At 70.6% G+C, this 24,647-nt stretch carries 22 protein-coding genes and 1 pseudogene; 9 read left to right on the top strand and 14 right to left on the bottom strand.

All coding sequences use genetic code 11. The annotated features are described in order from the left end of the window. Window positions 1-2,055 (bottom strand): phosphocholine-specific phospholipase C, encoded by a 2,055-nt coding sequence (locus IE316_RS16650; protein ID WP_190205143.1) that lies wholly within the window; start codon window positions 2,053-2,055, stop codon window positions 1-3. Window positions 2,056-2,353: 298 nt separating this feature from the next. Here IE316_RS16650 and IE316_RS16645 point away from each other — a divergent pair, with 298 nt between their 5' ends. Then, window positions 2,354-2,731: a beta/gamma crystallin domain-containing protein gene (locus IE316_RS16645; protein ID WP_190205142.1), complete on the top strand. Its 378-nt coding sequence runs from the start codon at window positions 2,354-2,356 to the stop codon at window positions 2,729-2,731. A 383-nt stretch (window positions 2,732-3,114) separates the two neighbouring features. Here IE316_RS16645 and IE316_RS36250 read toward each other — a convergent pair. The 3 genes and pseudogenes from IE316_RS36250 to IE316_RS16635 form a co-directional block, all read right to left on the bottom strand. Next, a pseudogene (locus tag IE316_RS36250) lies at window positions 3,115-3,213 on the bottom strand (carbohydrate kinase family protein); the annotation flags it as partial. 29 nt (window positions 3,214-3,242) lie between these two features. After that, complete coding sequence (metK, locus tag IE316_RS16640; RefSeq protein WP_190205141.1) at window positions 3,243-4,451, bottom strand: methionine adenosyltransferase; 1,209 nt, start codon at window positions 4,449-4,451, stop codon at window positions 3,243-3,245. A 206-nt stretch (window positions 4,452-4,657) separates the two neighbouring features. Then, entirely contained in the window at window positions 4,658-5,305 is a 648-nt protein-coding gene (locus IE316_RS16635; protein ID WP_190205140.1) for a TetR/AcrR family transcriptional regulator, read from the bottom strand. 127 nt (window positions 5,306-5,432) lie between these two features. Here IE316_RS16635 and IE316_RS16630 point away from each other — a divergent pair, with 127 nt between their 5' ends. The 3 genes from IE316_RS16630 (at window position 5,433) to IE316_RS16620 (ending at window position 9,713) form a co-directional block, all read left to right on the top strand. After that, window positions 5,433-7,643, top strand: a complete 2,211-nt coding sequence (locus IE316_RS16630) for an MMPL family transporter (RefSeq protein ID WP_190205139.1) — start codon at window positions 5,433-5,435, stop codon at window positions 7,641-7,643. A gap of 164 nt (window positions 7,644-7,807) precedes the next feature. Next, window positions 7,808-8,821, top strand: a complete 1,014-nt coding sequence (locus IE316_RS16625) for a beta-ketoacyl-ACP synthase 3 (RefSeq protein WP_190205138.1) — start codon at window positions 7,808-7,810, stop codon at window positions 8,819-8,821. Window positions 8,822-8,963: 142 nt separating this feature from the next. Then, window positions 8,964-9,713: an SDR family oxidoreductase gene (locus tag IE316_RS16620; RefSeq protein WP_190205137.1), complete on the top strand. Its 750-nt coding sequence runs from the start codon at window positions 8,964-8,966 to the stop codon at window positions 9,711-9,713. A 113-nt stretch (window positions 9,714-9,826) separates the two neighbouring features. Here the strand turns inward: IE316_RS16620 and IE316_RS16615 are convergent, their stop codons facing one another. From IE316_RS16615 to IE316_RS16575, 9 genes are all read right to left on the bottom strand, one after another. Then, window positions 9,827-11,644 (bottom strand): AfsR/SARP family transcriptional regulator, encoded by a 1,818-nt coding sequence (locus tag IE316_RS16615; protein WP_351056919.1) that lies wholly within the window; start codon window positions 11,642-11,644, stop codon window positions 9,827-9,829. 583 nt (window positions 11,645-12,227) lie between these two features. Beyond that, window positions 12,228-13,262: a sulfotransferase family protein gene (locus tag IE316_RS16610; protein ID WP_229910418.1), complete on the bottom strand. Its 1,035-nt coding sequence runs from the start codon at window positions 13,260-13,262 to the stop codon at window positions 12,228-12,230. Between the two features lie 157 nt (window positions 13,263-13,419). Continuing rightward, on the bottom strand, window positions 13,420-13,731 hold the full coding sequence (locus tag IE316_RS16605; RefSeq protein ID WP_268257643.1) for an antibiotic biosynthesis monooxygenase family protein: 312 nt from the start codon (window positions 13,729-13,731) through the stop codon (window positions 13,420-13,422). A 29-nt stretch (window positions 13,732-13,760) separates the two neighbouring features. Continuing rightward, window positions 13,761-14,594 carry an SRPBCC family protein gene (locus IE316_RS36095; protein ID WP_190205134.1) on the bottom strand — a complete coding sequence of 278 codons (834 nt, stop codon included), beginning with the start codon at window positions 14,592-14,594 and terminating at the stop codon, window positions 13,761-13,763. Between the two features lies 1 nt (window position 14,595). Next, window positions 14,596-14,856, bottom strand: coding sequence for an acyl carrier protein (locus IE316_RS16595; RefSeq protein WP_229910416.1), 261 nt, complete (start codon window positions 14,854-14,856; stop codon window positions 14,596-14,598). An 85-nt stretch (window positions 14,857-14,941) separates the two neighbouring features. Beyond that, window positions 14,942-16,153 (bottom strand): ketosynthase chain-length factor, encoded by a 1,212-nt coding sequence (locus IE316_RS16590; protein WP_190205133.1) that lies wholly within the window; start codon window positions 16,151-16,153, stop codon window positions 14,942-14,944. Then, window positions 16,150-17,421 carry a beta-ketoacyl-[acyl-carrier-protein] synthase family protein gene (locus IE316_RS16585; protein ID WP_190205132.1) on the bottom strand — a complete coding sequence of 424 codons (1,272 nt, stop codon included), beginning with the start codon at window positions 17,419-17,421 and terminating at the stop codon, window positions 16,150-16,152. The genes IE316_RS16590 and IE316_RS16585 overlap by 4 nt, the downstream gene beginning before the upstream one ends. After that, window positions 17,411-17,800 carry a cupin domain-containing protein gene (locus IE316_RS16580; RefSeq protein WP_229910415.1) on the bottom strand — a complete coding sequence of 130 codons (390 nt, stop codon included), beginning with the start codon at window positions 17,798-17,800 and terminating at the stop codon, window positions 17,411-17,413. Before IE316_RS16580 ends, IE316_RS16585 begins: the two co-directional genes overlap by 11 nt. 50 nt (window positions 17,801-17,850) lie before the next feature. Next, window positions 17,851-18,171 carry a TcmI family type II polyketide cyclase gene (locus tag IE316_RS16575; RefSeq protein ID WP_190205130.1) on the bottom strand — a complete coding sequence of 107 codons (321 nt, stop codon included), beginning with the start codon at window positions 18,169-18,171 and terminating at the stop codon, window positions 17,851-17,853. 197 nt (window positions 18,172-18,368) lie between these two features. Here IE316_RS16575 and IE316_RS16570 point away from each other — a divergent pair, with 197 nt between their 5' ends. The 5 genes from IE316_RS16570 to IE316_RS16550 all read left to right on the top strand — a co-directional run bounded on the left by IE316_RS16570 (window position 18,369) and on the right by IE316_RS16550 (window position 22,434). Beyond that, window positions 18,369-19,415: a methyltransferase gene (locus tag IE316_RS16570; RefSeq protein WP_190205129.1), complete on the top strand. Its 1,047-nt coding sequence runs from the start codon at window positions 18,369-18,371 to the stop codon at window positions 19,413-19,415. A gap of 323 nt (window positions 19,416-19,738) precedes the next feature. Further along, a complete protein-coding gene (locus IE316_RS16565; RefSeq protein WP_190205128.1) occupies window positions 19,739-20,119 on the top strand; it encodes a hypothetical protein in 381 nt (126 codons plus the stop codon). A gap of 148 nt (window positions 20,120-20,267) precedes the next feature. Beyond that, a complete protein-coding gene (locus tag IE316_RS16560) occupies window positions 20,268-21,338 on the top strand; it encodes a Rieske 2Fe-2S domain-containing protein (RefSeq protein WP_190205127.1) in 1,071 nt (356 codons plus the stop codon). Then, window positions 21,335-21,502 carry a hypothetical protein gene (locus IE316_RS16555; RefSeq protein WP_190205126.1) on the top strand — a complete coding sequence of 56 codons (168 nt, stop codon included), beginning with the start codon at window positions 21,335-21,337 and terminating at the stop codon, window positions 21,500-21,502. Before IE316_RS16560 ends, IE316_RS16555 begins: the two co-directional genes overlap by 4 nt. After that, window positions 21,499-22,434, top strand: coding sequence for a PDR/VanB family oxidoreductase (locus IE316_RS16550; RefSeq protein WP_190205125.1), 936 nt, complete (start codon window positions 21,499-21,501; stop codon window positions 22,432-22,434). Before IE316_RS16555 ends, IE316_RS16550 begins: the two co-directional genes overlap by 4 nt. A gap of 24 nt (window positions 22,435-22,458) precedes the next feature. Here the strand turns inward: IE316_RS16550 and IE316_RS16545 are convergent, their stop codons facing one another. Beyond that, entirely contained in the window at window positions 22,459-24,612 is a 2,154-nt protein-coding gene (locus IE316_RS16545) for a discoidin domain-containing protein (protein ID WP_190205124.1), read from the bottom strand. Window positions 24,613-24,647 lie beyond the last annotated feature (35 nt).

The raw sequence follows: 24,647 nt of genomic DNA, 5'->3' as shown, positions 1-24,647 counted from the left end.
TCAGTCCGTGACGATCGCCGGGTCGCTCACCCCCGGCCGCCCGTTCTCCACATGGCCGGCGAAGCGCCGCAGGAAGGTCGGGTCGGTCTCGGAGGTGACCGTCAGGTCGTACCAGCGGTGGCTCGCCGTGAGGTCGACGGTGTGGCGGACGGTGGCGCCGGGGCGCACGGTGATGGTCCGGCGCCGGCCGCCGTACGCGTCGGCGAGGCGGAGGCGGACCGTGCGGGAGCCGCGGTGGGTGAAGGTCAGCTCGATGTCGTCGCGCACGTGCCGCGCGGTGACCTCGGGCGCGGTGGTGCCGGCGGCGGCGCGGAAGGCGCGCAGGAAGCCGTTCGGGCCGTGCACGGTGAGGTCGTGGACGCCGCCGGAGTGCGCCGCGTTCCAGGTGTCCGAGATCCGCTTGCCCGCCTCGGTGGTGTACGTCCAGGGCCCGTCCGTGCGGTTGCCGGAGGTGACGAGGAACGCGGCGCCGGCCTGGGCGCCGGAGGCGAAGGTGAGCGTCAGTTCGCCGGTCGCCGGGTCCGCCGAGCCGTCGACCAGCGGCGCGTACCGCAGCGGCCGGGCGGGGCGCAGGCCGCGCTCCTGCCGGGGCATGTCCGGGTCGGCCGGGGGCGTCGGGCGGTAGTCGGGGTGGCGGTCGCGGTCCTGCGGCGCGTACTCACCGGTGCCGGGCAGCCGGGCCGGTGAGCTGTCCTTGCGCGAGAAGTCGAAGGCCGAGGTCAGGTCGCCGCAGATGGCCCGCCGCCACGGGGAGATCTGCGGTTCGCGCACCCCGAAGCGGCGTTCCATGAAGCGCACGATCGAGGTGTGGTCGAAGGTCTCGGAGCAGACGTAACCGCCCTTGCTCCAGGGCGAGACGACCAGCATCGGCACCCGCGGGCCCAGTCCGTAGGGGCCGGCGGCGTAGCGGGAGCTGCCCGGGAAGACGTCGAGGGAGACGTCGACCGTGGAGCGGCCCCGCGCCTCGGAGGTGGGCGGCAGCGGCGGTACGACGTGGTCGAAGAAGCCGTCGTTCTCGTCGTAGGTGATGAACAGGGCCGTCTTCGCCCACACCTTGGGGTTGGAGGTGAGCGCGTCCAGGACCTGGGCGATGTACCAGGCGCCGTAGTTGGACGGCCAGTTGGAGTGCTCGGAGAACGCCTCGGGCGCGGCGATCCAGGACACCTGCGGCAGCCTGCCGGCCTTCACGTCGGCGCGCAGCAGGTCGAAGTAGCCGTCGCCGTTCTTGACGTCGGTGCCGGTGCGGGCCTTGTCGTACCAGGGGTCGCCCGGCCGGGCATTGCGGTACTTGTTGAAGTACAGCAGGGAGTTGTCGCCGTAGTTGCCGCGGTAGGCGTCGGGGATCCAGCCCCAGGAGCCCTCGGCGTCGAGGCCGTCGCCGATGTCCTGGTAGACCTTCCAGGTGATCCCGGCCCGCTCCAGGCGCTCGGGGTACGTCGTCCAGTCGTAGCCGAGTTCGTCGTTGCCGAGGACCGGGCCGCCGCCCTTGCCGTCGTTGCCGGTGTGGCCCGACCACATGTAGTAGCGGTTGGGGTCGGTGGAGCCGATGAACGAACAGTGGTAGGCGTCGCACACGGTGAACGCGTCGGCGAGGGCGTAGTGGAAGGGGATGTCCTCGCGGGTCAGGTACGCCATGGTGGTGGTGCCCTTGGCGGGCACCCACCGGTCGTACTTGCCGCCGCGGTACGCCTGCTGCCCGTCGGGCCAACTGTGCGGCAGGCCCTCCAGGAACTGCATGCCGAGGTCGTCGGCGTCCGGGTGGAAGGGCAGCACCTCGGTGCCGTCGGCCTTGGTCTGGTGCCAGACGGACTTGCCGCTGTCCAGGGTGACCGGCCGCGGGTCGCCGAAGCCGCGGACGCCGCGCAGCGCGCCGAAGTAATGGTCGAAGGAACGGTTCTCCTGCATGAGGACGACGATGTGCTCGACATCCTCGATCGACCCGGTGCGGTGGTTGGCGGGGAGCGCGGCGGCCCGCTCGATGCTCGCCGACAGGGCACTGAAGCCCGCGGTGGCGCCCGCGAGCTGGAGGAATCGTCGCCGGTTGACTTCGGGCATGGGAACTGGCCTCTCGCCTGGGGGGTTGTTCGGCGGCCGGTGATCGTGCCGGGACGCGCGCAAGGAGTGTTCCAGGGGCACGGAACGGCAGGGAAGGGCCGGATGGCGCCCGTGTGAAGCTCGCCCGTACGCCGGGTGGGGGCGCGCGGGCGTACACCTGTGCCGGGGCCGCCGACCGGCCTGCGGAGCCGTGGGGGCTGAACCGTTTCCCCGCTCACACCGTTGTCGCTGTCGTGCACAGCGCGGGGCGGGGGCCGGCCGACGGCTCCGCCCCGTCTTCCGAGAAGGGGGAGTTCCCATGAAGCGCATCGCACGACGGGCCGTGCTGGCCGGGCTGTCGTCCGCCGCCCTGCTGACGTCGCTCAGCCTCGGGGCGACGAACGCCGCCGCGATCAACGAGGTGCCCTGCGGGTCCGAATTCCTGAAACTCCAACTGCACTACAGCGGTGGCGGCTGGTTCGACCGGTGCTACGCCAACGCGGGCCAGGTCACCCTCGACACTTCCGGCAGCCTCTGGGTCACCAAGATCGAGACCGGGAACAACATGATGCAGTGGTACGGGGACGGGCGGTGGCAGCCCGCGGTACCGATCGCCAAGTGGACGACGTACACCTGGCCCAGCTTCCCGGACGGGGTCAAGATCGAACGCATCAACATCACCGCGAACGTCCACTGAGGCGGGGACGGGGACCAAGGGGTTTCCGTCCCACGGAGGGTGTGGGCGGGGCGGAGGCGGCGTCGTCATGGCGGTCCCGACGGCCGACCCGGGGGCCTTGAGGGAGGACGGCCTCCTCAGCCCCGCGCGAGGCCGTCCTGACGCGTCTGCAGCACCGGTGCGAGCTGCCGTGCCGCGTCGGCGCCCTAGGCCGAGCGCACGTCGGCCAGGAGGGCGTCCGGGAGGGCCGGGACGTCGAGGTCCGGAAGGCCGGCGCGGGCGAGGCGTACCCCGCGCTCACCGAGCGGGTGACCCAGGTGCCCACCTCGGTAAGGACCTCCTCCCGCCCACGGCCGGTGCGTTCCAGCAGCAGGGCGGCCTCGTACTCGTTCGTGAACAGCCAAAAGGTTGGCGATCCGGTCGTGGAGCGACTGGTCCGCGAACCGGCCGGGGAAGACCATGAGATGGTCCGTGGCGATGGATCCGGTCACCGCGATACGCACGTCGGTGCTCCTGTCGAAGGGGGACGGGGTCAGAGTCCGGCCACTGTCCGGAGCCGGTCGGTGCGGTCGGTGCGTTCCCAGGTGAAGTCCGGCAGCTCGCGGCCGAAGTGGCCGTAGGCCGCGGTCCGGGCGTAGATCGGGCGGAGCAGGTCCAGGTCGCGGATGATGGCGGCCGGGCGGAGGTCGAAGACCTCGTCGATGGCCTGCTCGATCTTCTCCGTCCCGACCTTGTGGGTGCCGAAGGTCTCCACGAAGAGGCCGACCGGCTCGGCCTTGCCGATCGCGTACGCCACCTGCACCTCGCAGCGCGAGGCGAGCCCCGCGGCAACGACGTTCTTGGCGACCCAGCGCATCGCGTACGCCGCCGAACGGTCCACCTTGGAGGGGTCCTTGCCGGAGAAGGCGCCGCCGCCGTGCCGGGCCATGCCGCCGTACGTATCGATGATGATCTTGCGGCCGGTGAGGCCGGCGTCGCCCATCGGGCCGCCGATCTCGAAGCGGCCGGTGGGGTTGACCAGCAGGCGGTAGCCCTCGGTGTCCAGCTTGATGCCCTCGTCGAGCAGGGCCTTCAGCGCCGGCTCCACCACGGACGCGCGGATGTCGGGGGCCAGCAGCGAGTCCAGGTCGATGTCGGAGGCGTGCTGGGAGGAGACGACGACCGTGTCCAGACGGACCGCCTTGTCGCCGTTGTACTCGATGGTGACCTGCGTCTTGCCGTCCGGGCGCAGGTAGGGGATGGTGCCGTTCTTGCGGACGTCCGACAGCCTTTGCGACAGGCGGTGCGCGAGGAAGATCGGCAGCGGCATCAGCGTCGGTGTCTCGTCCGTCGCGTAACCGAACATCAGGCCCTGGTCGCCGGCGCCCTGCTGGTCCAGCTCGTCCTCGTCGCCCTCGACCCGGGTCTCGTACGCCGTGTCGACGCCCTGCGCGATGTCCGGTGACTGGGCGCCGATCGCCACCGACACGCCGCAGGAGGCGCCGTCGAAGCCCTTCTTGGAGGAGTCGTAGCCGATCTCCAGGATCTTGCCGCGGACCAGGGACGCGATGTCCGCGTACGCCGTGGTGGTGACCTCTCCGGCCACCTGCACGAGGCCGGTCGTGATCAGTGTCTCGACGGCGACCCGCGACGAGGGGTCCTCCCGCAGCAGCGCGTCGAGGACGGTGTCACTGATCTGGTCAGCGATCTTGTCGGGGTGGCCTTCGGTCACGGACTCCGAGGTGAACAGGCGACGGGGCATGGCTCTCCACGGTCTCAGCGGATCAGGGGGCTGTCTTTCGCCATCATGTGCGGCCGCATGGGGCTGGGCCTCCATGAAAGGAGCGCCCGCCAGTGCATCGCTGGGAGACCGGTGGTTGCGTGGTGGGGCGGCGGGATCCAGGAGCCATCGCCCTCGGGCTGCCGTGCCGCTCCGGGCGTGATCGACGGCCCTCGCCTACGGACGGATCAGCTCCGTTCCGCTGTCGCCTCGAAGCCGCTCGGCAGGGGCGCGTTGAGCACGGCCAACGCCACCGATACGAGCAGCTCGCGCTCGGCGTCGGCGAGCCGGGGCGAGGGAGGTGTCGTGTCCGGCCCGGAGAGCAGGTCGGCCGCGGCGCCGGAGCGCTGCCGCATGGCGTGCATCGACATGATGCCCGCCCGCACCGCGCCGAGCGCGCATCTGCTGCGCAGTCTCATCGCCGGGTCGTCACCGCCGGCGACGAGCCGGTCGAGCCGGCCGAGCCGGCGGCCGAGGCCGTGACGGTCGACCATCACGCGCAGCGCGGTGGGCTCGGCGGCGATGGCCTGCAGCGTGCGACCGCTGTCGTCCAGCACGGAGATGATGCCGCGGACCAGCTCCTCCTGGCCGAGCCTGGCGCCCTCGGCCTGCTCGGCGAACCGGTCCAGGGCCTCCAGCACCGGGCCCACCAGAGCCGAAAGCAGCTCTTCCTTGGCCGGGAAGTGGTAGTAGAGCGCCGAACTGCTCATTCCGAGGTGTTGCGCGAGGTCGCGCATCGAGGTTCCGGCGTAGCCGTGCTCGGCGAACAGCGTGGTCGCGGCGTCGAGGATCCGCTGCCGGGTGACGTGGGCGGTACTTCCGGCGATCCGGGCCATCGGTCTTCCAACTCCCGTTCTGGGGCTCGGGAGGTGTCGCACATCGGTCGTGTCGTCACCTGGGCTCTGCCGGGCATGCTACCTTCGCAGGTATTAATCGATCGATCGATTGATTCCTTGGAGAGACATGGCCTCGCTGTCTCGCTGGTGCTTCCGGCACCGCCTCCTGGTTCTCCTGCTGTGGGTGCTGGCGTTGGGCGGGATCGCCGTGGCCGGCCAGGCCGCCGGCGCCGCTTACGCGAACGTGTTCACCGTCCCCGACACCGAGTCGGACAAGGCACAGGACCTCGTCGAGTCCGCTTTTCCCGAACGAGCCGGTGACATGGACACCGTCGTCTGGCGCGTGACCGACGGAAGCGTCCGGGACGCCGCGGTACGCGACCGGCTGTCGGCGTCACTCGGCAGGATCAGCCGGCTCGACACGGTCGGCTCGGTGACCAGCCCGTACTCCGCGGCGGGCGCCAGTCAGATCAGCCGCGACGGCCGTACCGCCTACGCCAGGATCACGTACACCAAGACGGCGCAGGAACTGTCGGTGGACGAGGCCGCCCGCGTGGTCGACCTGGCGAAGGAGGCCCGTACGGACGGGGTACGGGTCGAGGTGTCGGGGCCCGTCACGGAGAAGACCGAGGAGGGGCAGGCGGGCAACATCGCGGAAGTCGTGGGTCTGGTGGCCGCCGCGATCGTGCTCTACCTCGCCTTCGGATCGCTGCTCGCGATGCTGCTGCCGCTGATCAGCGCGGTGTTCAGCGTCGGCACCGGCGTCATGGCGATCGAGCTGCTGTCGCACGCCGCCGATGTGCCGGAACTGGCCGCCACCCTCTCGACGCTGATCGGCCTCGGCGTGGGGATCGACTACGCCCTGTTCATCATCACCCGCCACCGGCAGGGGCTGAAGGCGGGCCTCGATCCGGAAGAGGCCGCCGTGCGGGCCTTGAACACCTCGGGCCGCGCGGTGCTCTTCGCCGGCGGCACGGTCTGTATCGCGCTGCTCGGACTGCTCGCGCTGCGACTGGAGTTCCTCACCGGCGTGGCGATCGCCACCACCACGGTGGTGGTGCTCACCATGGCCGCGTCGGTGACGTTCATGCCGGCGCTGCTCGGATGGTGCGGACCGCGGGTGCTCAGCCGCCGGGAGCGGCGGCAACTGGCCGCGGAGGGCTCGGGTGAGGAGGAGCCGCGCGGACTGGCGGTCCGCTGGGCGGCGTTCGTCCAGCGCCGCCCGGGCGGGCTGCTGACCGCCGCCGTCGTCTTCCTCGCCGTCCTGACCGTCCCGTTCTTCTCGCTCCGGCTCGGCATCTCCGACCAGGGCAACCGTCCCGAGTCGAACACCACCCGCCAGGCGTACGACATGCTGGCGGACGGTTTCGGACCGGGTTTCAACGGGCCGCTGCAACTGGTCGCCGAAGTCGACGGCGAGGGCGACGCGGCGGCCCTGCGGCGACTCGCCGACACCGTACGGAACGACCCGGATGTCGCCTCGGTCGTGGCCCTGCCCGCACGGCCGGGTGCCAGGACGGCCGTGGTGCAGGCGATTCCGAAGACCGCCCCGCAGGACGAAGCGACCTCCGATCTCATCTCGCGGCTGCGCGACACGACGATCCCGGCCGCTGAGCGCGGCACGACGATGCGGGTCTACGTGGGCGGGCAGACCGCGACGTTCGACGACTTCGCCACCGTCATGCTCGGCAAGCTGCCGTGGTTCGTCCTGATCGTGGTGGCGCTCGGTTTCCTGCTGCTGCTCGTCGCCTTCCGCAGTCTGGTCATTCCGCTGACCGCCGCGGTGATGAATCTGCTAGCCGCGGCGGCCTCCTTCGGTGTGCTGGTGGCGCTCTTCCAGTGGGGCTGGCTCTCCGGGCCCCTCGGAGTCGGCGGGGCCGGACCGGTCGAGGCGTTCCTGCCGACGGTCATGCTCGCGGTGCTGTTCGGGCTGTCGATGGACTACCAGGTGTTCCTGGTGAGCCGGATGCACGAGGAGTGGGTGAGCTCCCACGACAACCGCAAGGCGGTGACCGTCGGGCTGACGAACACGAGCAGGGTCATCAACGCGGCGGCGCTCATCATGATCTGCGTGTTCTCGGCCTTCGTCTTCCGCGACGAGCGGATAATCTCCGAGTTCGGGGTGGGTCTGGCGGCGGCTGTGGCACTGGACGCCTTCGTCATCCGCACGATGCTGGTACCCGCGGTGATGCGGGTCCTGGGCACCGCCAACTGGTGGCTGCCCGGCCGGCTCGACAAGCGTCTGCCGCACCTGGCCGTCGAACCGGCGGGCACGACCCCGTCTCCCCCGTCCTCACCCCCCGCGCAGACGAACGCCCCGGATCTCTCGGCGAACTGACGGCGGGCCGGTCCGCCCGGACCGTCAGCGGCGGGGCCCGCTGGGGGATCGGTGGTGAACGGCTCGTTCCGCTGCTGGTGACGGCCGTCCGATGCACGCCAGCGGGCCGCGATGCGGCGCTGCGAGCATCACGTCGCAGGTGGACCCGTACCGGAGGAGCGCAGATGTCGTCCCAGTTGTCGTTGTCGCAATCGGCTCCCGTCGGTGGCAGCCGTATCCGCGGCGTCGGAGCGTACCGGCCCGCGCGCGTCGTCACCAACGAGGAGATAGCCCCCCGGATCGGGGTCGCACCCGAATGGATCGCGCGCCGGTCGGGTATCCGCACCCGGCGGTTCGCCGGACCGGACGAGCCGCTCGCGGCGATGGCGGCCACCGCCGCGGAGCAGGCCCTGGCCTCGGCGGGGATGTCGGCCGACGACGTGGACTGCGTCCTGGTCGCCACCATCAGCCATCTCCTCCAGATGCCCGCGCTCGCGGTGGACGTGGCGCACCGGCTCGGCGCGGACCGGGCCGCGGCCTTCGACATGTCGGCGGCCTGTGCGGGGTTCTGTCACGGCGTCGCGATCGCGGACACCATGGTCCGGTCCGGTACGGCCCGCAATGTGCTGCTGATCGGGGCGGACCGGATGACGGACGTGGTGGACCCGGACGATCCGGCCACCGCCTTCCTCTTCGCGGACGGCGCCGGCGCGGTGGTCATCGGCGCCTCCGAGACGCCGGGCATCGGCCCGGTGGCCTGGGGCGCGGACGGCGAGCGGATGGATGCCATCACCATGACCGGACGGTGGACCCCTGAACTCCGTCAGAAGGCCGAGCTGCCGTGGCCGTACCTGTGCATGACGGGCTGGAAGGTCTTCCGGTGGGCCACCGAGACGATGGGCCGGGCGGCGCGTGACGCCGTCGCCCGCGCCGGCCTCACCCCTGACGAACTGTCCGCCTTCATACCGCATCAGGCGAACGAGCTGATCACCGACGCCCTCGCCAAGGACCTCGGACTGCGCGAGGACGTGGCCGTCGCCCGGGACATCGTCGACAGCGGGAACACCTCCGGTGCCTCGATCCCGATGGCGATGGAACGCATGCTCGCCTCGGGCGAGGCCAGGTCCGGGGAGGCGGCGCTGCTCATCGGATTCGGCTCGGGGCTGGTGCACGCCGGCCAGGTCGTGCTGCTCCCCTGATCTCCCCGGGCGTGCGACCGCGCCCCCTACCGAGGTTCGCTGGCGGTCCGCTGGTGCCCCGCCCACCAGCCTCTGACCAGCGGGTTCCGGAAGTATCCCACGGTAACCAGCCACGCTCACACGCGAACTCGGAGTGCCTTGTATGAATCTGACCCTCACCGGCAAGCACGCGCTCGTCACGGGCGGCAGTCGGGGCATCGGGCGGGCCATCGCGCTGGCCCTCGCCCGGTCGGGTGCCGGCGTCCTGGCCTGCCACCAGAACGCGAGCGCACAGGCGGACCAGTTGGCCACCGAACTGAAGAAGATCGACGGTGACCACCATCTGCTGCAGGCCGATGTCAACGACCCGGGTGACGTCGATCGCCTGGTGGAGGAGGCGAGGAACCGGTACGGGTCGCTGGACATCGTCGTGCACAACGCCGGCGTGATCAGCCACGTCCCGCTGCCCGAGCTGGAGCCGGCCGAGTGGCACCGGGTGCTGGACACCAGCCTGACCGCGGCCTTCACGGTGGTGCAGAAGACGCTTCCGCTCTACGGCGAACGGTCCTCCGTCATCCTGATCGGGTCGCGCGCCGCGGCCCACGGCATTCCCCTGCGGAGTCACTACACCGCGGCGAAGGCCGGCTTGGAGGGGTTCGCCCGCTCGGCCGCGAAGGAGCTGGGCGGCCGGGGGGTGCGGATCAACGTGATAGCTCCCGGGGTGATCGACAGTGACGACACCCAGCAGATCCCTGCCGAGCGGCGCGCACAACTCGTCGCCCGCTACAGCGCGATGACGGCGCTCGGACGGCTGGGCGCGACGGAGGAGATCGCCGGCGTCGCCCTCTTCCTGGCGAGCGATCTGTCGTCCTACCTGACGGGGCAGACGGTCAACGTGGACGGGGGAATCTGATGCACACGGCCGTGTCGCGCCGACGGAACGCATGGCTGCGGCACGGCCCCCGTCCCACCCTTGCGTCTTCCGCGTCTCGCACGTCGTGTTCCCGGCATGGCCACCGGCCGCGGTCAGTTCCCGGCCAGCCGTTGCAGCGCGTAGGCCCGGGCCAGTTCGTGGACGAAATAGCCCAGCGGGCCGTCCTTGCTGCTGATGGTCTGGAGCAGATGCCGCTCGGCGAGGCGGGCGAGCAAGCCCTCGGCGGTCATCAGGTCGCAGCCGAGCTGAGCCGCGGCCTGCTCCGCGGTGAAGGAACCGTCGGACCACGCCGCCAGCAGTTGTACGGCCAGCCGGTCGCGCTCCTCCAGCCGCCAGAATCCTGCCTGGTAGGAGGCGCGCAGGTCGAGACCGGGGAGGCTGCACTCCTCCAGCCGGCGGCGGGGATCCGCGAGCCGCTCGGCGAACCGGCCGAGCGACCAGTCCGGCAGTCGGCGCAGCCGGGTGCCGACCGCGCGGAGCGCGAGCGGAAGTCCTCCGCAGAGCTGGATGATCCGGTCGACCGCGAGCGGGTCCTCCGAGGCCCGTTCCAGTCCGATGATGGAGGTGAGGAACTGGTGGGCCTCGTCGTCGGGGAACGGGTAGAGGAGTGCCAGCTCGGAGCCTGCCAGTCCATGCGCAAGGCTGGTGACGATCACCGCGCAGTCCCCGCTGCCCGGCAGCAGCGGCTTGACCTGGGACGCGGCCACGGCGCAGTCGAGGAAGAGGAGCAGCGACCGGGAGGCGCAGCGGCTGCGGAACAGCTCGCCAGCCTCGTCGATGTCGTCGGGGAGAGCGGAGCGCTGCTCACCGAGCGCGGTGAGGAAACGGCGCAGCACGGTGCGGGGATGCAGCGGTTGGGTGCTGTCGCCGCGCAGATCGACGAAGAGCTGACCGTCGGGGAACTGGTCGCGCACGCGGTGCGCGAGCCGGGTGGCCAGGGTCGTCTTGCCGACGCCCGGCATGCCGGTGATCCACGCGACGGACAACGGGGCGGACGGTGAACGGTACTCGGTGAGGTGTCTCTCCAACCGGGCGAGCACTTCCTTGCGTCCGGAGAAATCGGCTATGTCGGGCGGGAGTTGAGCGGGAGTCGGCACGGACGGAACCGGCAGCGCCGGACCGTTCGCATACGTTCCGAACGCGTCCGCCATTCGGGTGCCGGCGGCCTCCGGCAGCTCATCGTCTCCGTCGTCGGCGACCGCGGTGCGCCGGGCCACGGTGTCGATGCCGTCCAATACGGTCCCCGCCGGGCGCAGTTCCAGTTCGGGTGAGGGCTCGGCCTCCAGGTGCAACTCGGGTTCCGCCGCCAGCACGGCGTTGTGCAGCCGGGCCAGCGTGGGCGATGGCTCCAGGCCCAGTTCGTCGATCATGTTCCGGCGGAAGGTCTGGTACATCTCCAGGGCTTCGTGGCGGCGGCCCGAGCGGTACAACGCGATCATGAGCTTGGCGTGCATCCCCTCGTCGAGGGTATGGGTGGAGCACAGCGTCTTCAGCTCGCTGATCAACTCGCGGTGCCGGCCGAGCTGAAGCTCGGCCTCGAGCCGCAGCTCCATGGCGCGCATCCGGCGTTCCTGGAAGCGCACGATCTGGACGCCGAGCTGACGGCCGGTTTCCACGTCCACCAGCGGGGCGCCGCGCCAGTAGGCCAGAGCGTCCCCGAGCACACCGGCCGCGGTCCGCGCATCGCCGCCGTCGAGCGCCTTCTGGCCCAAGCCGACCAGCTCGTCGAAACGGTGCGCGTCGAGGGCGTCGGCCGGCATGTCCAACTGGTAGCCGTTCGGTTTGGTGTGCAGCGAGACCCGGCCTCCATCGACCACGTCGAAGACGCCTTTGCGGATCTTGTAGATGTACGAGTGGAGAGTGGCGAGCGCGCTCGCGGGAGGCCGGCTTCCCCATAACTCGTCAATCATCTGGTGTACACCTACGACTCGATTGTCGGACACCAGTAAGAGGGCCATCAACTGACGTAACTTCGGCGCGTTCGGCGTGAGTTCTCGTTCTTTACTGTCGGTCACCTCCAGAGGACCGAGCACACGGAAGAGTACGTCGGTTGCGAAGTGCGTCCCCATGGCTTCCCCCTACTGAGAGCTCTGCCTCAGCCGCCGCCTCCCCTCCGGATGAAGGACCTAGAGGGACGAGCAACTCCCACCTGGCGGAGTGATTGATTCCACAACCACCGCACGAGAGTATTCGACCTGAAGATGAGTCGAGGCTAGCGACAGTCGAAGCGTCGAGAATTTCACGAGCATGTCAGAAGAATAAACTATCAGGGGCAAGCGGCTGAGTTCTCCTGTCACTGTCGACGGCATATGCGGGCTGGTACACGTCGGCCGGAATAGAGTTCAAACCTGCATCCAATTCGTGGACGATCGACCTTCCAGCATTCGGACAAAGGAGGCGACCGGTCACCATCTTGAACAGTGCGCATCCACAGGAACACAACCCTGTCATGCACATGGCCGCAGCACGCGTCGAGCACGGCCAGAACTCCCGTTACGCGGTCCTCAGGGCCCGCATACCCGGAGCGCAACTGTCCCGGAGCTCGGACAGTTGCTCCGGCGGCAACCGCAGCGCGGCACCGACCCGGGAGGATTCGATCAGGGATTCACCGGCTTCCAGCCACTCGTCGTCGGGGTCGACGCCGATGAATTCGGCCAGCCGAACGAGTTCGGCCCTTGGATTCCGGACCATGTCCTCGTACGCGAGCGTGGTGCGCGCGTCATCCGGCACCTGCGACAGGTACTCCACTCCCTCGATGATCCACTGCGACCACATATCGCCGAACTGGGCCAACGGCACCTGGCGGTCCAGCACCAGAGCGGGGTCGAACCGTTCACTGAGCAGCATCTCGACCATTTCCGGCGGCAGTTTGACGAGATGCTCCGGGGTCAGCTCCTGCGGGGAGGACACGCCGACCCGCTGAAGGATGTCGTGCAAGAACGACATCGCTCGGTAACCGGGATGACGGCTCATGGACAGGGCGCAGTCCGGGCCGTCCCGGAACTGATGGACGAACTTGGCGTAGGGGAATGCCTTGCGCAGGGCGGGGATCCATTGCAGCGAATACCCGGATCGTTCGACCGCGACGCGCCGGCCGAACCGGGCTGCCAACAGGGCGAAGAGGTCCTGGTAATGCTGCGCGACCGGCCGGTGGGGCCACGACGACACCTGCGGCTCGAGCTCGTCCAGCAGGCCGTCAGGATCCTCCGTGAGGTGCGGCAGCACCATCAGGGACAGGGCGGGGATTCCGGTTTCGGCGGAATAGCGTCCAGGGCGCTGTGGATAAAGGAATTCCGGCGGCACTATGCCGCTGCGTAACAGCTTGGTGTAGATCATGTGCGGGCCGACCAGGATCCTCCAGAATTCTTCGCCGGTCAGCGGGTTCTCCGGCATGGCCCAGGGGCCGAGTGACGCGAGGAGTTCATTGAGGCTGAGGATGTCCGGATGAAGATTGAGAATATGGGAGAGAACGGTTGAACCGCTCCGGCCGGTTCCGACGACGAAAGTGATGGGCATCATGCTGGTCATACCTCCGTAGGGGAACGTTCCTGTACCGCCGCGGTCCGGCTTCGCGGCGCGACCGACAGGGAGCACCCCGCGGAACAGGGCACTCCCTTCAGGACATCACCGCCGACCGGGCCACCTGATCCCGCACTGAAGCCCACGGCTCATGAGGAACCGCGGTTCACTCCGAGTAGGCGTCGACCACGTCGTAGACGACGAAGGGCATCCGCGCCGGACGGGAATCGGCGAACTCGCGCACCGGCGCCGTCTGCCCCTTGTGCCGGGCACCCTGTTCCCACGCCGTGAACGCGTCCCGGCCCTCCCACTCGCTCAGCACAGCGAAACGTTCCGGCTCGTGGAGGCTGCGGAGCAGTTCGTTGCGCAGCAGGCCGGGCGTACCTTGCAGCGCCTTGCTGGATTCGTGGTACGCCCGCACCAGTCTTTCCACCGCCTCCGGGCCCTGCTGCTCAGTCACCCGGAGGAAGTTGACCACACGAACCGTGCCCCGCCCGGCGCCGGCGCTCACCGGTCCGCGGCTTTCGTCATCTCGGCGACGACATCGGTGGTCACCATGGAGCCCTTCGTCCGGAACGGCTGCAGCCTGCTCCGATGCCCGACGTGCTGCTCGCTGCGCTCGAACGCGCGGAAACGCTCTTCGTCGGTCCAGTCGCTGATGATGTAGTAGACGCCGGGCTCGTCGTGGCTGCGCATGAGCCACTGGCCGAGGTTGGCGGGCTGGCCGGTGATGACCTCTCCTATCTCCCGCCACGTGTCCTCGAACTCCTTCTCCTTGCCTTCGGCGATCTCGGCGCGCAGCAGCACGCGGAAGACCGGTCCGCGCTCGCCGCTCGCCGCCGGCTTTCCCTCCACGCTGTCGTTCCCTTCGTCCAGGGCGGAGCCGGCGCGGGCCCGCGCCGCCTCTTCGACCAGTTTCTTGATGCGGGCCATTTCCTTGGCCGTCTGCCGGTTCAAGTGGTCCTCGGCACCGGAGTCGTCCACGGGTGCGGACGGCTTCATGGTGAATTCCTGGATCCACCGCATGCGGACGCCGTTCGGTTCCTCCGTGTACTCCCAGCGGATGTTCATGTACTCGAACAATCCGTTGTCGAGTCGGCGCGCGGTCACCGTACGGTTCTCGGGATCGAGTGTCCGCTCGGAGACCCAGCTCCACTGCGTGCCGTCTTCGTCCGGTTGTGTCGTCAGCCGGAACCGGACGGTGTCGCGCTCGACGGCGAGCACTTCCGACTCGGCGTACTCGGCGAACAGCACCGCCCACCGGGAGACATCGTTGGTCATCTCCCAGACCAGGTCCATGGGGGCGTCGATGACGACGGAGTTGTCGGTGCGGCCGGCCACCTCAGGCCGCCTCTTCCAGCAGCCCGTTGACGTAGTCGAGGATCTGCCGAGGAGTCTCCATCTCCTCCATGGCCGCGTCCGGTACGCGCACCTGGAACTCGTCCTGGATCTGGGTGACGACTTCCAGGACCGCCAGCGAGTCGACGCTCAGATCGGTGAACCGCGTGTCGAGGGCCTCCTCGGTCAGGGTCGACGTGTCCGCGGACTCGCCCTGGGTGGCCCGCATGATCTCGATCAGCTTCTCCACGCTCAGTGTGCTCACGATCGCTCCCTCGTCGGGTGGGTCGGTTCGGGTGACCACGGGTCTTCCTCGGGGCCCGTGGTGCGGGACGGGTCCGTCCAGGGGTTCAGGCCGCGGCGCGCAGCACCACGGCCGCGTTGAAGCCGCCCACGCCCCGGGCGCAGACCAGCGCGTTGCGGATCGGCAGCTCCCTCGGCTCGGTCCGGACCAGATCCAGCGGGCAGTCCAGGGCGAGTACGTCGACGTGCGGGGTGGGCGGCACCACGCTGTCGCCCATGGCCAGCAGGGCGGTCGCGACATCGAGGGCCGCGCCGCCCGAGTACATCCGCCCCGTCCCGGTCTTCGGCACGGTGACCGGCACCCCGTACGGGCCGAAGACCTCGGTCAGCGCTTCGCCCTCCGCGCGGTCCAGGTCCGGTGTTCCGCAGCCGTCCGCGAAGACCACGTCGATGTCGCCCGGGGCGATCCGGGCGTCGTCCAGGGCATGGCGGATCGCCCGGCCGAGGGTCGGGCCGCGTCCGGAACCGGGGGCGGGGTCGAAGGTCGCCGCGTAGCCGACGATCTCGCCGTAGACGCGTTCGGCACCGCGTCGAGCCGCGTCCTCGCGCCGCTCCATGATCATGATGGCGCCGCCCTCGCCGGGCACATAGCCCGCGGCACGCTCGTCGAAGGGCAGGTAGGCGGCCGTCGGGTCCGCCACCCGGCTGAGCAGCCCGGTCGCCAACTGCGCGACCATGCAGGCGGGGGAGAGCGGCGCATCGGTGCCACCGGTGACGGCGATGCGGGCACCGCGCCGCAGTTGCCGCCGGGCGTGCCCGATGGCGTCCAGTCCCCCGGCCTGCTCGGTGGCGATCAATCCGCAGGGGCCGCGCAGACCGTGGTGGATGGAGAGCTGCCCGGTGGTGGCGGCGTAGAACCAGGCCACCGACATGTAGGCGCTCACCCGCATGGGGCCGCCGCTCCACATCTTCTGGAGTTCGTGCTGGCCGTACTCGACGCCCCCCGAGGAGTTCGCGGTGACCACGGCCCGCTCGTACTCGGGGAAGTCGGCCAGGTCGACCCCGGCGTCGGCCAGTGCCATGTTCGTCCCGGCGAAGGCGAAGTGCGTCATCCGGTCGGTCTGGGCGAGCAGCTTGGACGGGACATGGTCGGCCGCCTCGAAGTCGTCGACCTGACCGGCGAGTTGCGTCGTGTAACCGGACGGGTCGAAGCGGCGGATCCGGTCGATGCCGCTCTTGCCCGCGAGCGTGGTGGCCCAGTACTCGTCCAGGCCGACGCCCGTGGGCGCCACCACGCCCAGACCGGTGATCACCGTCATCGCTTGCTCCTCGGGGAGATCAGTACGACCGCGCTCTGGAAGCCGCCGAAGCCGCTTCCGACGCTGAGCACCACGTCGGTGGGGTGCTCGCGCGCCTCGCGGGGGACGTAGTCGAGATCGCACTCGGGGTCCGGTGTGGTGAGGTTCGCCGTCGGCGGCACCACTCCGTGCTCGATGGCGAGCGCGGAGGCGGCCACCTCGATCGCGCCGATGGCGCCCAGGGAGTGGCCCACCATCGACTTGATCGAGCTGACCGGTACGCGGCGGGCGTGGTCCTTCAGACTTCGCTTGAAGGCGGCTGTCTCGTGCCGGTCGTTCTGCCGGGTGCCCGATCCGTGTGCGTTGACGTAGTCGATGTCCTCGGCCGAGATGCCGGCCTGCTCGATCGCCCGGTCGATGGCCTCGGCGAGTTCCCGGCCATCCGGCTTCAGACCGGTCATGTGATAGGCGTTGGCGCGTCCGGCGTAGCCGGCCACCTCGCAGTAGATCCGCGCGCCGCGTCGTACCGCCCGCTCCTTGGTCTCCATCACGAAGACCGCGGAGCCCTCCCCCAGCACCAGCCCGTCCCGCTCGCGGTCGAAGGGGCGGCACGCCTGCGCGGCGTCGTCGTTGCGGGTCGAGGTCGCCTTGAGCGAGTCGAAACAGGCCACCGTGATCGGCGAGATCGGGGCGTCCGTGGCACCGCCGATCACGACGTCCGCGGACCCCTCCTCGATCAGTTGCGCGGCATGGCCGACCGCGTCGAGCCCGGAGGTGCAGCCGGTCGACACCACCGCCGTCGGGCCCTCGGCGCCGACCCGGCGGGCGACCTCCACGCCGGCGGTGCTGGGTATCACCGCGCCGTACAGGTGCCGTACGCCGTACTCCTGGTCGCAGAGCCACTTGCGGCCGCCGTCGCTGATGACGACGTACTCCTCCTCCATCATCATCGTGCTGCCGACCGCGTTGCCGATGGTGACGCCGGTGCGCGCCGGGTCCAGGTCGCCCTCGCCGACCCCCGCGTCCGCGAGTGCCTCCCCGGTGGCGGCCACGGCCATCTGCACCGCCCGGTCCATCCGGCGTATCTCCTGCGGCGTCAGTCCCAGCGAGGCCGGGTCGAAGTCGCACTCCGCGGCTATCCGGCACCGGAATCGCCGCGGGTCGAACAGGGTGATGCGGCGGGTGGCCGTGCGGCCCGCCGTCACCGCGGACCAGAAGGCGCGGGTGCCGACGCCGCCCGGGGCGATGACGCCCATGCCGGTGATGACGGCGCGTCGTTCAGGTCTCATCGGGATCGTCCTCCTCCGTGTCGACGTGCCCCAGCTCCGGTCGGGGCGCGAGCGGGCAGGAATGGAAGACGACGAACGTCGGCACGGTGCCGTCGTTGAGCATCTTGTGCCGGGTCATGCGCGGGATGAGGATGCCTTCTCCGGCCGTCACCCGGTGTACGTCCTTGCCGTCCGTCGTCACCTCCAGCGCGCCCTGCACCACGTACATGAACTCGTCCGAGTACGGGTGGTAGTGCTCCCTGATCCGCTCGCCGGCCGCCAGCAGCCCGGTGCCCATGAAGCCGCTGGCCACCCCCGTCGTCGCCGGACCGAGCACGATCCGCAGATCGCCGCCGTGCCGGGGACTCGACGGGACGTCGGCCGCGGCGACCTTGGTCACCCGCGGCTCCGCCGTACCCGTCGGCCGGCCGGCCGGCGCCTCGGCGGCCATCAGCCGGCCTGCCAGGAGTAGAACGGCCGCGCCATGGCGTGCTTGGGCTCGGACCACTGCGGGTCGTACGCGGTGATGAACGGGAGCAGCGCTTCGTGCAGTTCCTGGAAGAGCGGGTGCTCCCGTGCCGCGTACAGCTTCGCCGTGGGGTCCTCATCGGCCTCCACGAGGTGCATGTACAAGTCGTGGAACTGGAAGAGGGTGCGCCGCCGCGCGCCGATCAGGTGTGGCAGCTCCGTACTGTCCGACCAGCGGAACAGGTCCGCGACCTTGTCGGCATCCTCGGGTTTCATCCGCGCCACGATCAAAGTGCGGTGCATTCCGCCTCCCGGCAGTCCGATTTTGTGAGCAACATGTGAGTCGCCTTCCGTCTTTGCGCATCGTGCGTCCTGCGCCTGGCGGCCCACTGGTCGCGGCCGGTCGTCCTCCACCAGCGCGCCGACAGCGACCTACCAGTGCCCTCGGTCAATGTCGGGGCCGACAGCACCTGGAGACCGCATCGATCGCGAGGCCATTCATGACCGTTTCGCAAGCGGCCGGGGACGCCGGCATCCGGAGGCTGGGGGAGCTGGCTTTCGCGGCCGGCAACGCGGCCGCCCTCCAGACAGCCACCCGGATGAAGATCCCCGACATGATCGACGACAAGCCCGTCCCGGTCGAGGAGCTCGCCGACCAGGCGGGCCTCGACCCCGATCTGCTGTACCGACTGCTGCGCGCCCTCACCACCTGCGGCGTCTTCGAGGAGGTCGGCGAGCGGAGCTTCGCGCACACCGCCGCGTCACTGCCGCTGCGCGAGGACTCCCCCGACGGCATCCGCAACCTCGTCCTGTGGATCGGCGCGCCGTGGACCTGGCGGGCCTGGCCGCTCCTGCAGGAGGCGCTCACCACCGGCAAGTCCGTCATCCCGTCGATCTTCGGCAAGGAGTTCTACGACTACCTGCGGGAGGACGCGCCCGACGACGAGCAGTTGTTCGCACGGGCCATGACGGACTCCAGCGTCCGCAGCTCCGACATCGTCGCGCGGACCATCGATCTGACCGGCGTCGGAAAGGTCGTCGACATCGGCGGCGGCCAGGGCCTTCTGGTGCGCACCCTGCTCGACCGGTTCCCGTCCCTGCACGGCGTGCTCTTCGACTTCGAACAAGTCGTGGCGGGCGCCCACGAGGACATCGCCGAAGGCGGCCGACTGGCGTCCCGGGCCACCCTCATGCCGGGCAACTGCCTGGAGTCGGTTCCGGTCGAGGCGGACGTCTACATCTTGAAGAACCTCCTGGACTGGCCGGACGAAAGCTCCCGTGCCGTGCTCCGCAACATCGCCGCCAGCGCTCCGCCCGGAGCCCGAGTGATCATCATCGACAGCCTGGTGGACGCCCACCCGGACGAGATGCGGATCACCACCATGCTCGACCTCTTCCTGCTGATGAACGTCGGCGGGCAGAAGCACGGTCTGGCCGGCTTCGAGAAACTGTTCGCGGAGACCGGCATCGAGAAGCAGAGCGTGCGGACCGTCCCGGGCACGCTGCCGCGACTGCACCTGGTCGAGGGCCTGCTGCACCGGGGGTGAGCGCTCCCTGCGGCCCGGACGACCTGGCCCCCGCTCCCCCACGGACGGCGAGGACCGGGCCGCAGGGAGGCGGCACGGAAGCGTCTGTCCCCTGCGAGGCGGGGACAGGCGCTTCCGCATGCCGGCCGGCGCACGGGCGCCGCACCGGCGGGGCTGGAGGTCGGGGCGCTCAAGGCCGCGGACACGGCACAGCCGTCCGCACGGACCACCAGGGCGGTAGCGCCTGGCGCCAGACGGTGGCGCGGCCACCGGCCGGATTCCCCCGCACCGCCCGGCACTCCCGGCCCGACGTCGACCACCGAGAGTTCCGGAGGCAACCGTCCATGAGCAAACCCGGTGTCGCGGTACCGGCCGTGCCCGTCCCCCTCCTCCTGCCGCCCCTGCCCACCCCGGCCGAGTCGACGTCGCTGGCCGGACGGCGCATCGTCGTCATCGGCCAGGGCGGCTCCGCCCGTGCCGTCGCCGCGAAGCTCGGCGCTCATGGCGCCACGGTCGCCCTGCATCCACCGGGCCGTCCGATCCAGGGCGGTGCCCGCGAGCGGCCGGACGGCGTTCTCGTCCTGCTCCCCAGAACGGCCGGAAACGCCGCCGCGTCCGACGCCGTCGCCACGGCCGTGCGCCTCTCGCCGCACTGGCTGCTCGTGCTCGCCCCGGGCACGGATCCCGCCGAGGCGGGACGGGCGGCCCTGGCCCTCGACGGCTGACGCCCGGAACAGGGCCCTGAACAGGCCCTGTGCAGAAGCTCTTCCGCCTGGCAGAAGCCGCCTTGCCAAGCCGGTGCGAGGCTCACGACCCTGAGTCCGACCACGGCACGCGGGGCGACGGCGCCCCGCCGACAGGGACGGGACACCCATGCCGCACATGACCGCCTTCGCCAGGAACCAGTGGTACGTCGCCGCCTACGCCCACGAGGTCGGCCGGGAGCTGCTCGGCCGGACGGTGCTCGGGGAGCCGCTCGTGCTGTACCGGAGCGAGGAGAGCGGCACACCGGTCGTGCTGCACGACCGGTGCGTGCACCGCCGCTTCCCGCTCTCCGAGGCGCCGACACGGCTCGACGGCGACCGGGTCGTCTGCGGCTACCACGGGTTCACGTACGACACGACCGGCACCTGTGTGTACGTGCCGGGCCAGAAGCGGGTGCCGCGCACCGCGCGGGTCGCCTCCTACCCGGTGGCCGAGCGGGACTCACTGGTGTGGGTGTGGATCGGGGACCCGGCGCTCGCCGACCCCGGCGCCATCCCGCGCGCCCGGCACCTGGACTCCCCCGGCTGGGTCACCGTCCGGGGCATGGAGCCGATCGACGCGGACTACGGGCTGCTGGTCGACAACCTCCTGGACCTCTCGCACGAGACCTATCTGCACGGCGGGTACATCGGCACCCCCGAGGTCGCCGAGACACCGATCACCACGGAGGTCGACGAGGGCGCGGGCGTCGTCCGCGTCAGCCGGCACATGGACGACGCCGAGTGCCCGCCGTTCTACGCCAGGTCGACCGGCATCAGCGGCCGGATCTCGCGCTGGCAGGACATCGAGTACCACGCCCCGTGCCTGTATCTGCTGCACAGCCGGGTCGCGCCGGTGGGGGTGCTCCCGGAGGCGGACGGCAGCGACCCGGGCGGCTTCCACACCGAGATCACGTACGCGATCACCCCGTCCGCCGAGGGCAAGGTGTACGACTTCTGGGCGGTCTCCCGGGACTGGGCGACCAAGGACGCCGAGGTCACCGAGTTCCTCCGGAAGAACAACCACACCGTCGTGATGCAGGACGTCGACGCCCTGAACCTGCTCCAGCGCACCCTGGGCACCGAGCGCGCCGGCTACCAGGAACTCAGCATCAACATCGACACCGGCGGCCTGGCCGCCCGCCGCATCCTGGCCCGCCTGGTGCGGGAGGGCGACCAGCCCGCGGAGCCCGCCCGATGACCGCCACCGGCGAGGTCTACCGCGTCGACTGGCTGCCGGGCACGGACACCCTGCACGGCACCTGCCACTGCGGCGCCGAGCACCGCGCCGAGGACCCGGTGGCGATGTGGGAGTGGCTGCTGGACCACCCGCACGGACCCGAACCCCGAGGAAACGGTCGATGACCCCGTACGAAGCCGGACTCGTCGTCGCGGACGCCCGCCCGGCCGCCGACGGTGTGCGGGTGCTGACCCTGCGCCACCCGCTCGGTGAGCCGCTGCCCGAGTGGACGCCCGGCGCCCACCTCGACCTGCTGCTCGCGCCGGGCCTGGAGCGGCAGTTCTCCCTGTGCGGCGACCCCGCCGACCGCGAGGTGTGGCGGGTCGCGGTGCTGCGCGAACCGGCCGGGCGGGGCGGCTCGGCGTACGTGCACGAGAAGCTGGCGCCGGGCGCCGAAGTGCGGGTGCGCGGGCCGCGCAACCACTTCCCGCTGGAACCCGCCCCGCGCTACCGGTTCGTGGCCGGCGGCATCGGCATCACCCCGATCCTGCCGATGCTGGCCGCCGCCGAGGCCGCGGGCGCCGAGTGGACCCTGCTGTACGGCGGGCGCAGCCGCGCCTCCATGGCGTTCACCGGGGAACTGGCGGCCTACGGCGACCGGGTCACGCTCGCCCCCGAGGACGAGACCGGGCTCCTCGACCTCGCCGCCGTCCTCGACCGCCTGCCGCCGGACACCCTCGTCTACTGCTGCGGCCCCGGGCCGCTGCTGGACGCGGTGGAGGAGCGGTGCCCGCCGGAGGTGCTGCGCACGGAGCGGTTCCGGCCCGAGGAGCGGCCGGCGGGCGAGGACGCGGAGTTCGAGGTCGTCCTCGCCCGCAGCGGCCGCAGCGTCACCGTGCCGCCGCGGGTCTCCGTCCTCGACGCGGTCCGCGCCGCCGGGGCCGAGGTGCTGTACTCCTGCACCGAGGGCACCTGCGGGACCTGCGAGACCGAGGTCGTCGAGGGCGTCCCCGACCACCGGGACTCGGTGCTCACCGAGGAGGAGCGGGCGGCCGGGGAGACCATGCTGATCTGCGTGTCCCGGTGCCGGGGGAAACGGCTCGTACTGGATCTGTGACCCCCGGCACCGTCGCGCAGGCGGTCAGGACAGGTACGCCTCCACCTCGCTGAACTGGGCGGCCGGCCAGCCGGTGTTGCCGGTGACGTGCAGGCGCAGGTAGCGGAGGCTGCCGGTCACCGGGACGGTCACCGTGTTGCCGGTGGCCGGGTCGAAGCGGTACTCCTTCGACGCGACGAGCGTGGAGTACGCCGAGCCGTCGGTGCTGCCCTGCACCGACAGCGTCTGGGTACGGGCGCCCCAGGCGGCCTGCGGCGGCAGCTTCAGCACCAGCCGCCGTACCGGCTCGGTGCCGCCGAGGTCGATGGTGAGGGACTGCGGGAAGGCGTTGTTGGCCGACTCCCAGTAGGTGTGGGCGTCGCCGTCGACGGCCTTGCCGGGCGTGTAGACGTCCTGCGAGCCGGTGGCGGTGGCGGCACGGCCCCTGGCCAGGTTGCGGGTGGGGTCGGGGCCGGGGTCGCCCTGCCCCGGGCGCGGCCAGGTCGAGCAGTCCGACCAGGTGCTGCTCCAGCCCGAGTTGCCGCCGCCGTCGGTGAGCGTGAAGGTGCCCGAGCCCGCCGGGAAGGGGCAGTTGTAGACGCCGGCGGCGCCGACCCCGGTGGCGGTCACGTTGCGGAAGGTGGCGGCGCCCGGCGCCTCGGCCTGCACGACGACCGTGCCGGTCCGGTTCACGGTGGCGCCGTCGACGGTGGTGTTCTTCGCCGCGAAGCCGCGCCCGCTGCCGGAGACGAACTCGAAGGCGCTGTACGGGCTGTCGGTGATCGTGGTGCCGGTGATCCGCACCTGGGCCTCGATGGCGCTGTCGTAGGAGTCGACGCGCAGCGCGCCCATCGGGTGGTTCCAGTTGGGGTTCATCGCACCGGTGCGGACCAGGGTGTTGCCGTCGACGGTGATGGTGCCGGCCAGCGGGTGGAAGGGGTCGAGGAACTTCTGGTTGGAGATGGCGATGCCGCTGCCGAGCGCGTTGGTGTCGGCGACCAGGTTGCCGCGGACGGTGATGTCGGTGCCGCCGTAGACGGCGATGCCGTTGGCCAGGTTGGGCTGGCTGACGGTGTTGTTCTCGAAGCTGCTGTTCACGTCCGGCGCGTTCAGCGACCACATGGCGAGCGCGTCGTCGCCCTGGTTGCGCAGGAAGTTGTTGCGGACCTTCACGCCCCGGGCGTTGCCGTTGAGGTTGAGGCCGTCGGCGGTGGTGTCGAGGATGCGGTTGTTCTCGACGACCAGGTTGTCGTTGGTGCCGGTGAGCCACAGGCCGACCTTGAGGTGCTGGAGCCACATCCCGGAGACGGACGAGTTGGGCCCGAGGGAGCCGTTGACGAAGTTGTCGGGGCTGGAGTCGACGCGCTCGGTGACCTCGCCGATCACCGCGAAGTCCCTGATGCGGACTTGGCCCGCGGAGTTCGACTGGTCGATGAAGCGGGAGGCGCGGACCACCGAGTGCCAGGCCCCGGCGCCCTGGAGGGTCACGTTCTCCACGCCGCTGAGGGACGAGGTGACCCGGTACTCCCCCGGCGGTATCCACACCGTGCCGCCCCGCGCGGCGGCGATGGCCTCCCGGAACGCCTGCGTAGAGTCGCCCTGCCCGGTGGGGTCGGCGCCCTTGTCGGTGACGGAGACCGAACCGGCGGGCCTGCTAGCCGCAGCCCCGGCCTGCTCGAAGTCGGCGACATCCACGGTGACCTGCGTGTTCACCGCCTCGAAGGCGACCTTGTCCCCGGGCTGCGCGGTCTGCCCGAGCAGCAGCCGGGCGTTGTCGTACAGGTGGTGGGTCCTGGAGCCGGTGATCCACGGGGTGTCGACGTAGGAGTACTTGGAGGTGACGGGGAGGGTCCGGGCGAGCTTCTCCCCGTTGACGTAGACGTTCATCGCGCCGGACTGCCCGTCGGGGACGCTGTAGGCGACGGTCACGGCGTCGGCGGTCCGGGGCACGGTGAACTCCACCCGCTGCCCGGCCCCGAGCCGCACGGCCTGCCGCCCCGACGCCTCCGAGGCGAGGGTGCCCTGCGTGTAGTCGGGCCCGATCTTCGTACCGCTGGTGACGGCGGCTTCCGCCTCGACGGAGGTGAAGGGGAGGGTGGCTCCGGCGGCAGCGTGTGCGGGGCCGGGAGAGAGCGCGACGAGGCCGCCGGCGGCGAGCGCGACGACCGAGACGAGCTGAGCGGATCTGGCGAGTGACATGTTCGGTTCCCTTCAAGTGGGGGTCAGGGATGCGC

Source organism: Streptomyces fumanus, assembly GCF_014655295.1.
Taxonomy (GTDB): domain Bacteria; phylum Actinomycetota; class Actinomycetes; order Streptomycetales; family Streptomycetaceae; genus Streptomyces; species Streptomyces fumanus.
Note: the sequence above shows the minus strand (reverse complement) of the source record. Positions and strands in the feature narration are given on the sequence as shown.

Excerpts from the sequence above, each read along its gene's own strand:
- IE316_RS16650 (WP_190205143.1), bottom strand. The coding sequence starts at position 2,055 with ATGCCCGAAGTCAACCGGCGACGATTCCTCCAGCTCGCGGGCGCCACC.
- IE316_RS16645 (WP_190205142.1), top strand. The coding sequence starts at position 2,354 with ATGAAGCGCATCGCACGACGGGCCGTGCTGGCCGGGCTGTCGTCCGCC.
- metK (WP_190205141.1), bottom strand. The coding sequence starts at position 4,451 with ATGCCCCGTCGCCTGTTCACCTCGGAGTCCGTGACCGAAGGCCACCCC.
- IE316_RS16635 (WP_190205140.1), bottom strand. The coding sequence starts at position 5,305 with ATGGCCCGGATCGCCGGAAGTACCGCCCACGTCACCCGGCAGCGGATC.
- IE316_RS16630 (WP_190205139.1), top strand. The coding sequence starts at position 5,433 with ATGGCCTCGCTGTCTCGCTGGTGCTTCCGGCACCGCCTCCTGGTTCTC.
- IE316_RS16625 (WP_190205138.1), top strand. The coding sequence starts at position 7,808 with ATGTCGTCCCAGTTGTCGTTGTCGCAATCGGCTCCCGTCGGTGGCAGC.
- IE316_RS16620 (WP_190205137.1), top strand. The coding sequence starts at position 8,964 with ATGAATCTGACCCTCACCGGCAAGCACGCGCTCGTCACGGGCGGCAGT.
- IE316_RS16615 (WP_351056919.1), bottom strand. The coding sequence starts at position 11,644 with ATGATTGACGAGTTATGGGGAAGCCGGCCTCCCGCGAGCGCGCTCGCC.
- IE316_RS16610 (WP_229910418.1), bottom strand. The coding sequence starts at position 13,262 with ATGACCAGCATGATGCCCATCACTTTCGTCGTCGGAACCGGCCGGAGC.
- IE316_RS16590 (WP_190205133.1), bottom strand. The coding sequence starts at position 16,153 with ATGACGGTGATCACCGGTCTGGGCGTGGTGGCGCCCACGGGCGTCGGC.
- IE316_RS16585 (WP_190205132.1), bottom strand. The coding sequence starts at position 17,421 with ATGAGACCTGAACGACGCGCCGTCATCACCGGCATGGGCGTCATCGCC.
- IE316_RS16575 (WP_190205130.1), bottom strand. The coding sequence starts at position 18,171 with ATGCACCGCACTTTGATCGTGGCGCGGATGAAACCCGAGGATGCCGAC.
- IE316_RS16570 (WP_190205129.1), top strand. The coding sequence starts at position 18,369 with ATGACCGTTTCGCAAGCGGCCGGGGACGCCGGCATCCGGAGGCTGGGG.
- IE316_RS16565 (WP_190205128.1), top strand. The coding sequence starts at position 19,739 with ATGAGCAAACCCGGTGTCGCGGTACCGGCCGTGCCCGTCCCCCTCCTC.
- IE316_RS16560 (WP_190205127.1), top strand. The coding sequence starts at position 20,268 with ATGCCGCACATGACCGCCTTCGCCAGGAACCAGTGGTACGTCGCCGCC.
- IE316_RS16555 (WP_190205126.1), top strand. The coding sequence starts at position 21,335 with ATGACCGCCACCGGCGAGGTCTACCGCGTCGACTGGCTGCCGGGCACG.
- IE316_RS16550 (WP_190205125.1), top strand. The coding sequence starts at position 21,499 with ATGACCCCGTACGAAGCCGGACTCGTCGTCGCGGACGCCCGCCCGGCC.
- IE316_RS16545 (WP_190205124.1), bottom strand. The coding sequence starts at position 24,612 with ATGTCACTCGCCAGATCCGCTCAGCTCGTCTCGGTCGTCGCGCTCGCC.